Origin of the sequence: Streptomyces deccanensis (assembly GCF_022385335.1) — a bacterium.
Classification (GTDB): Bacteria; Actinomycetota; Actinomycetes; order Streptomycetales; family Streptomycetaceae; genus Streptomyces; species Streptomyces deccanensis.
Genome location: NZ_CP092431.1, coordinates 1,250,628 through 1,261,420, shown reverse-complemented (window position 1 = coordinate 1,261,420; position 10,793 = coordinate 1,250,628). Strand labels below are relative to the sequence as shown.

The window sequence follows — 10,793 nt, the reverse complement described above, 5'->3', positions numbered from 1 at the left end:
TCCGCAGTCGACTGAGTGATTCGGCGTATGCCGACAGAGGATCGAGTGGTGCTCCTGCGGCGACCGCCTCGCCGCGGGCGTCCCGGCGCGGCGGCCCTGCGGGGCCGCACTCGATAAGTAAGGAACTGGTATGGACAAGCGTGCAGCCTCCGCAGGCGCCGACTCTGCGACGATGCGAGCGGTCGTTTTGACTCAGCCCGGTGGACTGGATGCCCTGCGGGTCATGACGGTGCCGATGCCCGAGCGGCAGCCCGGATGGGTGCGCATCAAGGTGAGGGCGTTCGGCGTCAACGAGTCCGAGGTCACCACCCGCAAGGGCGAGTCGGACGCGGAGGTCACCTACCCGCGGATCCCCGGCATCGAGGGCGTCGGTGTGGTCGACGAGGCCGACGAGGACAGCGGGCTGCGCCCGGGGCAGCCGGTGGCGACCATGATGGGCGGCATGGGCAGGTCCTTCGACGGCTCGTACGCGCAGTACGTGACCGTCCCCGCGGGACAGGTCATCCCGTTCGAGACCGGCCTCCCGTGGGAGGTGGCCGGCGCGCTGCCGGAGATGTTCCAGACCGCCTACGGCTCCCTCGCCACGGGCCTCGGTCTGCGGGCGGGGCAGACGCTGCTGATCCGCGGCGGCACCTCCACGGTCGGGCTGAGCGCGGCCACGATCGCGAAGGACCTCGGAGCCACCGTGCTGTCCACCACTCGCAGCCCTGACCGGGCGGGGGAACTGCGGGCCGTGGGCGTCGACCATCCACTCGTCGACAACGGCACGATCGCCGACCGGGTGCGCGAGCTGATGCCGGACGGCGTCGACGCCGTACTGGAACTGGTGGGCTGCTCGGTCCTCGCCGACACCTTCCGCACCGTCCGCCGCCACGGCACCGTCTGCTTCACCGGAGCCCTGGCGGGCCAGTGGACGATCCCCGACTTCACCCCGTTCATGATTCCCAGCGGGGTGCGACTGACCGCTTATGCGGGCGAGGCCACCGACCTGCCCGCCGAGGTGTTCCAGCAGCAGCTGCAAGCCATCGCGGACGGGAGGCTCGAGGTGCCGGTCGCGAAGGTCCACCACGGCCTGGAGCAGGTGCGCGATGCCCAGGCCGACGTCGAGGCCGGCACGACGCCGGGCAAGCACGTCGTGCTGCTCGACGACTGAAGAAACACCTGCCTGGGCCGTGTGCTCACAGTCAGCCGCGGCATGCACGAAAGGATTCCCAATGGAGTTGTCAACCCGCGTTGGTGACTCGCTGTGAGCGTGTCAGCCCAGCATGACGGGGGTCTGCGGTGCCGTGAGTTCGAAGGCGCGGCCGTCGCGTATGAGTGCCCACAGGACGTTCAGGCGGCGTCGTGCGAGGGCGATGATTGCCTGCTTGTGGCCCTTGCCCTCGGCTCGTTTGCGCTCGTAGAAGGCTTTGGAGACGGGGCAGGAGCGGGCGGCGACCATGGCGGACATGTAGAAGACCCGCAGCAGGCGTCGGCAGTAGCGGCGTGGGCGGCGCATGTTGCCGCTGATGCGTCCGGAGTCCTTGGGGACCGGGGCCAGGCCGGCGACGCCGGCGAGGCGGTCAGCGCTGGCGAAGACGCTCAGGTCTCCGCCGGTGTGAGCGATGAACTCGGCGCCCAGGACGGGGCCGAGGCCGGGCATGCTCAGGATGACCTCGGCGTGCGGGTGGTCGCGAAACCGGCCCTCGATCAGGGCGTCGGTCTCGGCGATCTCCTCGTCGAGGGCCATCACCTCCCTCGCGAGCCTGGCCACCATGGCGGCGGCCAGCTTCTCCCCGGCGACGGCGGTGTGCTGGGCCTCGGCGGCCTCCACCGCGGTGGCCGCAACGAGCTGATAGTTGCGGACCTTGCGGTTCTTCAGCCAGGTCGCGAGCCGGGTCCTGCCGACGCGCCGGAGGGCGGCCGGGGTCTGGTACTGCGTCAGCAGCACCAGGGCCGCCTTGGACGTCTTGTAGTCGAAGGCGCGTTCCAGGGCGGGGAAGTACTCCAGCATCTGGGCTCGCAGCCGGTTGATGGTCCTGGTGCGGTCGGCGGCCAGGTCCAGGCGGCGCGAGGTGAGGATGCGCAGGTCCACGGCGATGTCGTCGCCTCGGTGCACAGGTTCCAGGTCGCGGCGCATGCGGGCCTGGTCGGCGATGACGAAGGCGTCCTTGGCGTCGCTCTTGCCGTCGCCCCGGTAGGAGCCGGAGGCGTGATGGACGGTGCGGCCGGGGATGTAGAGGACCTGCTGGCCGTTGTCGGTCAGCAGCGCGATCATCAGCGCGGCCCCTGCCGGCGTTGAGGTCGATCGCCCAGGTCACCGGGGCGCCGTCGCTCAGCTCCAGCACATCGGCGATCAGCTTCAGCAGCGCGGTCTCGTCGTTGTCCACCCGCCGCGACAGCCGGCGCTTGCCGTCCGCGTCGAGCACCACGCAGTGATGCGCGGCCTTGCCCGCATCCGTACCGGCCCACAGCTCGGGCACGGCCACCTCCGAAGTCGTATCCGTTCACAGCCCAGCAGACGACCTCGCCAGCGTGTCCTTACCAAGCGATCTTGTGCCGCGCATCCCAATGAGTGGTCGAGTCGTCGCGGGATGCCGAGCGGCCAATCCTTTCAAGCCACCAGTGGGCGGAAACCCATGAGCCACACCCAGCATCCCCGGGTCTTTCGATCCTACGAGTGACCGAAACCAACCCACCTACAACGTAAGGAAGCGCCATGGGCGTCGACAAGGAAGAAATCAGCACGACCATCATCGAGCTGGAGAAGTCGTTCAACGAGCGGTGGAGCGTCGGCGACAACCGCGGCTACCTCGACGCGTTCGCCGAGGAGGTCAGCTATTTCGACCCGATCCTCGAGAACATCCTGGTCGGCCGGGACAAGGTCATCGCATGGATCGACTCCATCTACTCCAATCCGCACATCGTCCGCAACGAGTACCTCGACCCGCAGGTCCACGTCAGCGACAACGGCGACCTCGCCGTCCTGGGGTACCACCTGAACACCTTCGTTCTCGACGAGAACGGCGAGGAAAAGCAGCTGCGCGCCTGGAACGCCTCCCACGGCTACAAGCTCATCGACGGCCAGTGGCGGATCGTGCACTCCAACTGGGCGTTCTCCGAGACCGTGACGGAGAAGATCGCCTCCTGACCGACAGGCCTGCGAAGCAGGGGATGAAAGACTCCGCGGTGGGCGCCGCGCCGGACGGATCACCGTGCGCGGGGCCCGCGTGCACAACCTCAAGGACATCGACGTCACGGTGCCGTTGGGCAGGCTCGTCGCGATCGCCGGCGTCTCCGGCCCGGGCAAGTCCTCGCTCGCCCTCGGTGTGCTGTACGCCGAAGGATCGCGCCGCTACCTGGAGGCTCTGTCCACCTACACCCGGCGCCGCCTGACCCAGGCGGCACACGCGGCCGTCACGTTCGGCACCTCCACCGAACTGCTCAACAGCCTGCGCCTGATCTTCTCCCGGCTCGGCAACCACCAGTGCCCCAAAGGGCACCGCCTGGACCGAACATGGACGTCGCCCTCGACCTGCCCCTGACCTGCCCCGAGTGCCAGGTCGTGTTCGGGCCGCCGAGTGCGGAGTCGTACGCCTTCAACAGCGAGGGTGCCTGCCCGCGCTGCGCCGGCACCGGGACCGTGCGGGAGGTCGACGAGGACGCCCTCGTACCCGATCCCTCACGCACCATCGACGAGGGCGCGGTCCTGCCGTGGCAGATGTTCGGCCTGGCAGCCGTGCCGAAGGTGGCCGCCGAGCTCGGCGTGCGGACCGACGTGCCGTTCTCGAAGCTGACGAAGAACGAACGCCGCATCGTCTTCGAGGGGGAGCCGGTCAAGCGCGTCATCCCGCACCCGGCCAAGAACGGCAAGCTCTTCGAGCTGAACGCCAGTTACCGCAACGCCCGCCAGACGGTCGAGGAGGCGTTGAAGAAGGCCACCACCAAGAAGGGGCTCGACCGTGTCGACAGGTTCCTCAGCGTCCAGACCTGCCCGGACTGCCACGGCACCCGGTTGAGCGTCGCTCGCCGACCATCACGCGTCCGCAGCTTACGCCCGTTTCGCCGGCGGACCGGCAGCTTGGCGCTGCCGGTGTAGCCCAACTCCCTTATCTGCCGAGGGATGCGCTGGAGTCCCAGGGCCGCCAGGTGCCTCACCCGGCGCGACTTGGCGACCCCTCGGCATTCGCATCCCCTGGTCGGTCGCAGCCCTGGTCGGACACATTGCGAGCGGCAGCCGATTGCCCTGGGGATCCGTGCGACTCAGTCCTTGATTTCGCAGATGGCCGCGCCGGAGGTGATGGAGGCGCCGATCTCTGCGGTGAGGCCCTTGATGGTGCCGGAGCGGTGGGCGTTGAGGGGTTGTTCCATCTTCATGGCTTCCAGGACGACGACGAGGTCGCCTTCCTTGACTTCCTGGCCTTCTTCGACGGCGACCTTGACGATGGTGCCCTGCATGGGGGAGGCGAGGGTGTCGCCGGAGGCGGCGGGGCCGGACTTCTTGGCGGCGCGGCGCTTGGGTTTGGCGCCGGCGGCGAGGCCGGTGCGGGCCAGGGTCATGCCGAGGGAGGAGGGCAGGGAGACCTCCAGGCGCTTGCCGCCGACCTCGACCACGATCGTCTCGCGGTCGCCGTCCTCGTCGGTGTCGGTGTCGGCGGGGGCCGCGAAGGGCTTGATGTCGTTGACGAACTCGGTCTCGATCCAGCGGGTGTGGACCGTGAACGGGTCGCTGGAGCCGGTCAGTTCGGGAGCGAAGGCCGGGTCGGTGACCACCGCGCGGTGGAAGGGGATCGCGGTGGCCATGCCCTCGACGGTGAACTCCTCCAGTGCGCGGGCGGCGCGCTGGAGGGCCTGCTGGCGGGTGGCGCCGGTGATGACGAGTTTGGCGAGCAGGGAGTCCCAGGCGGGGCCGATGACGCTGCCGGATTCCACGCCGGCGTCGAGGCGGACGCCGGGGCCGGTGGGTGCGGTGAAGGTGGTGACGGTGCCGGGGGCGGGGAGGAAGTTGCGGCCGGGGTCCTCGCCGTTGATGCGGAACTCGAAGGAATGGCCGCGCAGGGGCGGGTCGTCGTAGCCGAGGTGCTCGCCGTCGGCGATGCGGAACATCTCGCGGACCAGGTCGATGCCGGTGACTTCCTCGGTGACCGGGTGCTCGACCTGGAGGCGGGTGTTGACCTCCAGGAAGGAGATCGTGCCGTCCGCGCCGACGAGGAACTCCACCGTGCCGGCGCCGACGTAGCCGGCCTCCTTCAGGATCGCCTTCGACGCCGCGTACAGCTCGGCGTTCTGCGCCTCGGAAAGGAAGGGGGCGGGGGCCTCCTCGACGAGTTTTTGGTGGCGGCGCTGCAGGGAGCAGTCGCGGGTGGAGACCACGACGACGTTGCCGTGGGTGTCGGCCAGGCACTGGGTCTCGACGTGGCGGGGCTTGTCGAGGTAGCGCTCGACGAAGCACTCGCCGCGGCCGAACGCGGCGACGGCCTCGCGGACGGCGGAGTCGTACAGCTCGGGGACCTCCTCCAGGGTGCGGGCGACCTTCAGGCCGCGTCCGCCACCGCCGAAGGCCGCCTTGATCGCGATCGGCAGGCCGTGCTCCCGGGCGAAGGCCACGACCTCGTCGGCGCCGGACACCGGGTCGGGGGTGCCCGCGACGAGGGGGGCGCCGGCGCGCTGGGCGATGTGCCGGGCGGCGACCTTGTCGCCGAGGTCGCGGATGGCCTGCGGCGGCGGGCCGATCCAGATCAGGCCCGCGTCCAGGACCGCCTGGGCGAACTCCGCGTTCTCCGAGAGGAACCCATAACCCGGGTGGACCGCGTCCGCGCCCGCGTCCTTCGCCGCCTGCAGGACCTTGCCCATGTCCAGGTAGCTGGTCGCCGGAGTGTCACCGCCCAACGCGAACGCCTCGTCCGCGGCCCGCACATGCAGCGCGTCCCGGTCCGGATCGGCGTACACGGCCACGCTCGCGATCCCGGCGTCCCGGCACGCCCGGGCGACGCGGACAGCGATTTCGCCTCGGTTGGCGATGAGCACCTTCGTCAGCATTCCGGCTCCAGCAAGTCGTTCGAAGTCGTAGTGAGTCTGCGCGCTGCGTCGACGATCCGGCCGATGTCCGAGCCGGGGGTGAAGACCGCGTCGACGCCCATGGCTTTGAGTACGGGGATGTCGCCGTCAGGGATGATGCCGCCGATGAGGATGCGGACGTCGCCGGCGTCTTCCTGCCTGAGCAGCTTGATCACCCGTTCCACGATCGTCAGATGGGCGCCTGACAGCACGGAGAGTCCCACCAACGGTGCGTCCTCGGCGATGACCGTGGCGACTATCTGTTCCGGTGTCTGGTGCAGGCCGGTGTAGATCACCTCGAAGCCGGCGTCACGCAGGGCCCGGGCGATGACCTTCGCACCGCGGTCGTGGCCGTCGAGGCCGGGTTTCGCGATCACCACGCGGGCATGCGGCGCCGGAGCGGTGCCGGCGCGCTCCGTGTGTTGTAGCAGGGCACTCATTCTCGCTCCAGGAGGGGTGGGGACCGGGGCTCGCTCGTTCAGTGGGGCCAGTAGGAGGTGCGCCAGGTCGTCGGCCCCGGCTGCGCGAGGGAGTCGCGGAGGATGTTGTGCTTCCTGTCCGCCCACTGGTTCAGGCGCTCGGGCCCCTCGATGACGGTTCCGGCCGCCGCCGCGGCGCGGGCTCGGACGACGGCGAGGGCGGCGGCGAGTTCCTCGGGGGTGGGGTTGCCCCGTACGACCTTGATGGTCACAGCGGCTCCTTACAGGGGGATGTTGCCGTGCTTCTTGGGGGGCAGGGATTCGCGCTTGGTGCGGAGTTGGCGCAGGCCGCGGACGAGGTGGCGGCGGGTGTCGGAGGGGGTGATGACGGCGTCGACGTAGCCGCGTTCGGCTGCGGTGTAGGGGTTGAGGAGGGTGTCCTCGTACTCCTGGATGAGGCGGGCGCGGACGGCTTCGCGTTCGGTTTCGGGGGTGGCGGCGATGGTGCGGCGGTGCAGGATGTTGACGGCTCCCTGGGCGCCCATGACGGCGATCTGGGCGGTGGGCCAGGCGAGGTTGAGGTCGGCGCCGAGGTGTTTGGAGCCCATGACGTCGTAGGCGCCGCCGAAGGCCTTGCGGGTGATGACGGTGATGAGGGGGACGGTGGCTTCGGCGTAGGCGTAGATGAGTTTGGCGCCGCGGCGGATGATGCCCTCGTGTTCCTGGCCGACGCCGGGGAGGAAGCCGGGGACGTCGACGAAGGTCAGCACGGGGACGTTGAAGGCGTCGCAGGTGCGCACGAAGCGGGCTGCTTTTTCGGAGGCGTCGATGTCCAGGCAGCCGGCGAACTGCATCGGCTGGTTGGCGACGATGCCGACGGGGTGGCCCTCGATGCGGCCGAAGCCGGTGAGGATGTTGGGTGCGAACAGGGCCTGGGTCTCGAAGAACTCGCCGTCGTCCAGGACGTGTTCGATGACGGTGTGCATGTCGTAGGGCTGGTTGGCGCTGTCGGGGACGAGGGTGTCGAGTTCGCGGTCCTCGTCGGTGACGGTGAGGTCGGCCTGTTCGGGGAAGGCGGGGGGCTCGCTGAGGTTGTTGGAGGGCAGGTAGGACAGCAGCTGCTTGACGTAGTCGATGGCGTCTTTTTCGTCGCCGGCCATGTGGTGGGCGACGCCGGAGGTGGCGTTGTGGGTGCGGGCACCGCCCAGTTCCTCGAAGCCGACGTCCTCGCCGGTGACGGTCTTGATGACGTCGGGGCCGGTGATGAACATGTGCGAGGTCTGGTCGACCATGACGGTGAAGTCGGTGATCGCGGGGGAGTACACCGCGCCGCCCGCGCACGGGCCGACGACGAGGCTGATCTGGGGGATGACGCCGCTCGCGTGGGTGTTGCGGCGGAAGATCTCGCCGTACATGCCCAGGGCCATGACGCCTTCCTGGATGCGGGCGCCGCCGGAGTCGTTGATGCCGATGACGGGGCAGCCCGTTTTGAGGGCGAAGTCCATGACTTTCATGATCTTCTGGCCGAAGACCTCGCCGAGGGAGCCGCCCAGGACGGTGAAGTCCTGGGAGAAGACGGCCACGGGGCGGCCGTCGACGGTGCCGTAGCCGGTGACGACTCCGTCGCCGTAGGGGCGGTTGTTCTCCATGCCGAAGTCGGTGGAGCGGTGGCGGGCGAACTCGTCGAACTCCACGAAGGAGTCGTCGTCGAGGAGCAGTTCGATCCGCTCGCGGGCCGTCAGCTTGCCCTTGGCGTGCTGCTTCTCCACCGCGCGCTCGGAGCCGGCGTGCGTCGCCTCATGGATACGGCGCTGCAGATCCGCGAGCTTCCCCGCAGTCGTGTGGATGTCGGTCTCGGGCGGATCTGGGAGGTCGGCGCTCACCGCATGGATCCCTTCTTGCTGAGGTTGTCGCGGGCTGCGGAATGTGACTCTGATGCGTCAGAAGGTGTCGCGAGGGACGTACACGCCCCAGACGTCGCGCAGGGCGTGGGAGACCTCGCCGACCGTGGCCCGCAGTGCCAGGGCCTCGCGCATCAGGGGCAGTACGTTGTCCGTGCCCCGCGCGGCGGACCGCAGGGCGTCGAGGGCGCGTGCGACGGCGTCGTTGTCGCGGTCGCGGCGCAGCACGGTGAGGCGTTCGCACTGGTCGGCCTCGATCTGGGGGTCCACGCGCAGGGGTTCGTAGGGTTCTTCCTCGTCGAGGACGTACTTATTGACCCCGACCACGGTGCGTTCCCGCTTGTCGATCTCCAGGGCGATCCGGTACGCGGACTTCTCGATCTCGGACTTCTGGAAACCCTGCTCGATCGCGGCGACCGCGCCGCCGCGGTCCTCGACGGCCTGGATCAGCTCCAGCGCCACCGCCTCCAGGTCGTCGGTCATCGACTCCATGACGTACGACCCGGCGAACGGGTCCACGGTGCTGGTCACGTCGGTCTCGTAGGCGATGACCTGCTGGGTGCGCAGGGCTAGCCGCGCCGCCTTCTGGGTCGGCAGGGCGATGGCCTCGTCGTAGGAGTTGGTGTGCAGGGACTGCGTACCGCCGAGGACCGCGCCCAGGCCCTGGAGGGCGACGCGGACGAGGTTGACCTCGGGCTGCTGCGCGGTCAGCTGGACGCCGGCGGTCTGGGTGTGGAAGCGCAGCATCTGGGACTTGGGGTTCCTGGCACCGAACTCGTCACGCATGATGCGGGCCCAGATACGGCGGGCGGCGCGGAACTTCGCGATCTCCTCCAGCAGCGTGGTCCGGGCGACGAAGAAGAACGACAGGCGGGGTGCGAAGTCGTCGACGTCCAGGCCCGCGGCGATCGCGGTGCGCACGTACTCCTTGGCGTTGGCCAGGGTGAAGGCGATCTCCTGCGCGGGCGTGGCTCCGGCCTCGGCCATGTGGTAGCCGGAGATGGAGATGGTGTTCCAGCGCGGCAGTTCCCGGTGGCAGTAGGCGAAGATGTCGCTGATCAACCGAAGGGACTGCTGGGGCGGGAAGATGTAGGTGCCGCGGGCGATGTACTCCTTGAGTACGTCGTTCTGGATCGTGCCGGTCAACTGGTCCCCGGAGACGCCCTGTTCGGCCGCGACCAGTTGGTACAGCAGAAGCAGGGTCGACGCCGGGGCGTTGATCGTCATCGACGTCGACACCTTGTCCAGCGGCAGCCCGTGGAACAGCGTCCGCATGTCCTCGATGGAGTCGATCGCCACGCCGACCTTGCCGACCTCGCCCCGGGCGATGGCCTCGTCGGAGTCGTAACCCATCTGTGTCGGCAGGTCGAAGGCCACGCTCAGGCCGCCGGTGCCGGCGCCGACCAGCTCGTGGTAGCGCTCGTTGGACTCCTTCGCCGTGCCGAAGCCGGCGTACTGCCGCATCGTCCAGGGCCGGCCGGTGTACATCGACGGGTACACGCCACGGGTGAACGGGAACCTGCCCGGAGCGCCCAGCTTGGCGTCCGCGTCGAAATCCGCCAGCGCCCGGCCGTCGTACACCGGCTGGATCGGCAGGCCGGACTCGCTCTCCGCTACGGAATCCACGCCGGAACCTCCTTGGTACTCGATATCTTCAGAACGGTACTCAGTACCATCGATGAGGGCAAGGGACATCCGGACACCGGGATGGGGGAGGATGAGTGGTCATGAGCAAGCCATCTGCGCGGATGCGACTCGCGGACGCCGCGTTCGCCCTGTTCGACGAGCGCGGATACGAGCAGACCACCGTGGACGACATCGCCGAACGGGCCGGTGTGGGACGTACCACGTTCTTCCGGCACTACCGGTCCAAGGAAGCGGTGATCTTCCCCGACCACGACCGGCTGCTGGAGCTGATCAGGGACCGGCTGGCGACCTCCAGCCACAGCACCGCACTGGTCGCCGTGTCCGACGCGGTCCGCCTGGTGCTGCTGCACTACATCGACGAAGGCGATCTCGCTCGGCGGCGATACGCGCTGACCAGCAAGGTGGCGGCGCTGCGCGACCGGGAGATCGCCAGTGTGGCGCGCTACCAGCGCCTGTTCCGTGAGTTCATCGCGGACTGGATGGGAGACCCGACGGAGTCGGCGTCGCTGAGGGCCGAACTCATGGCGGCGTCCGTCGTCGCGGCCCACAACCACGTGCTCCGCCGATGGCTGCGCGGAGACTCCTCCGATCCGGTCACCGAGGTCGACGAGGCCATGCGCGAGGTGCTCGCACTGTTCCCGGCACCCGGTTCCTCGCCGGAGGACGGGCGCGGTACCACCGTTGTCGCGTTCCGGACCGGTCGGGACATCGACGCCCTGCTCCCCGAGCTGCGGCGCCTCGTCGAGGGCGGGCTCGGGCGCTGAGCGTGTGGAGCCGTGCGTATGGGCGC

At 69.1% G+C, this 10,793-nt stretch carries 10 protein-coding genes and 1 pseudogene; 5 read left to right on the top strand and 6 right to left on the bottom strand.

All coding sequences use genetic code 11. The annotated features are described in order from the left end of the window. Positions 1 to 172: 172 nt before the first annotated feature. Positions 173 to 1,153 carry an alcohol dehydrogenase catalytic domain-containing protein gene (locus tag L3078_RS05750; protein ID WP_239760227.1) on the top strand — a complete coding sequence of 327 codons (981 nt, stop codon included), beginning with the start codon at positions 173 to 175 and terminating at the stop codon, positions 1,151 to 1,153. A gap of 102 nt (positions 1,154 to 1,255) precedes the next feature. Here L3078_RS05750 and L3078_RS05745 read toward each other — a convergent pair. Beyond that, positions 1,256 to 2,468: pseudogene (locus tag L3078_RS05745) on the bottom strand (IS110 family RNA-guided transposase). 230 nt (positions 2,469 to 2,698) lie between these two features. On the opposite strand from L3078_RS05745, the gene L3078_RS05740 reads away from it, so the two are divergent. From L3078_RS05740 to L3078_RS05730, 3 genes are all read left to right on the top strand, one after another. Next, positions 2,699 to 3,130 (top strand): YybH family protein, encoded by a 432-nt coding sequence (locus tag L3078_RS05740; RefSeq protein WP_239751464.1) that lies wholly within the window; start codon positions 2,699 to 2,701, stop codon positions 3,128 to 3,130. A 64-nt stretch (positions 3,131 to 3,194) separates the two neighbouring features. Beyond that, positions 3,195 to 3,524 (top strand): P-loop NTPase family protein, encoded by a 330-nt coding sequence (locus L3078_RS05735; RefSeq protein ID WP_239751462.1) that lies wholly within the window; start codon positions 3,195 to 3,197, stop codon positions 3,522 to 3,524. Next, positions 3,497 to 4,078, top strand: a complete 582-nt coding sequence (locus tag L3078_RS05730) for a hypothetical protein (protein WP_239751459.1) — start codon at positions 3,497 to 3,499, stop codon at positions 4,076 to 4,078. Before L3078_RS05735 ends, L3078_RS05730 begins: the two co-directional genes overlap by 28 nt. A 164-nt stretch (positions 4,079 to 4,242) precedes the next feature. Here the strand turns inward: L3078_RS05730 and L3078_RS05725 are convergent, their stop codons facing one another. The 5 genes from L3078_RS05725 to L3078_RS05705 are packed head-to-tail and all read right to left on the bottom strand — an operon-like array spanning position 4,243 to position 9,982. Continuing rightward, a complete protein-coding gene (locus L3078_RS05725) occupies positions 4,243 to 6,015 on the bottom strand; it encodes an acetyl/propionyl/methylcrotonyl-CoA carboxylase subunit alpha (RefSeq protein WP_239760226.1) in 1,773 nt (590 codons plus the stop codon). After that, a complete protein-coding gene (locus L3078_RS05720) occupies positions 6,012 to 6,476 on the bottom strand; it encodes a cobalamin B12-binding domain-containing protein (protein WP_239751456.1) in 465 nt (154 codons plus the stop codon). The genes L3078_RS05725 and L3078_RS05720 overlap by 4 nt, the downstream gene beginning before the upstream one ends. Positions 6,477 to 6,514: 38 nt before the next feature. Further along, positions 6,515 to 6,727, bottom strand: a complete 213-nt coding sequence (locus L3078_RS05715) for an acyl-CoA carboxylase epsilon subunit (RefSeq protein WP_239751454.1) — start codon at positions 6,725 to 6,727, stop codon at positions 6,515 to 6,517. 9 nt (positions 6,728 to 6,736) lie between these two features. Beyond that, positions 6,737 to 8,338, bottom strand: a complete 1,602-nt coding sequence (locus L3078_RS05710) for an acyl-CoA carboxylase subunit beta (RefSeq protein WP_239751452.1) — start codon at positions 8,336 to 8,338, stop codon at positions 6,737 to 6,739. Between the two features lie 57 nt (positions 8,339 to 8,395). Further along, positions 8,396 to 9,982, bottom strand: coding sequence for an acyl-CoA mutase large subunit family protein (locus L3078_RS05705; protein ID WP_239751450.1), 1,587 nt, complete (start codon positions 9,980 to 9,982; stop codon positions 8,396 to 8,398). Between the two features lie 101 nt (positions 9,983 to 10,083). Between L3078_RS05705 and L3078_RS05700 the strand changes: the two genes are divergently transcribed. After that, the gene (locus L3078_RS05700; RefSeq protein WP_239751448.1) at positions 10,084 to 10,767 is read left to right on the top strand and encodes a TetR/AcrR family transcriptional regulator; all 684 of its coding nucleotides are present in this window, start codon (positions 10,084 to 10,086) and stop codon (positions 10,765 to 10,767) included. Positions 10,768 to 10,793 lie beyond the last annotated feature (26 nt).

Coding starts and splice junctions, on each gene's coding strand:
- L3078_RS05720 (WP_239751456.1), bottom strand. CDS start 6,476: ATGAGTGCCCTGCTACAACACACGGAGCGCGCCGGCACCGCTCCGGCG.
- L3078_RS05700 (WP_239751448.1), top strand. CDS start 10,084: ATGAGCAAGCCATCTGCGCGGATGCGACTCGCGGACGCCGCGTTCGCC.
- L3078_RS05740 (WP_239751464.1), top strand. CDS start 2,699: ATGGGCGTCGACAAGGAAGAAATCAGCACGACCATCATCGAGCTGGAG.
- L3078_RS05750 (WP_239760227.1), top strand. CDS start 173: ATGCGAGCGGTCGTTTTGACTCAGCCCGGTGGACTGGATGCCCTGCGG.
- L3078_RS05730 (WP_239751459.1), top strand. CDS start 3,497: ATGGACGTCGCCCTCGACCTGCCCCTGACCTGCCCCGAGTGCCAGGTC.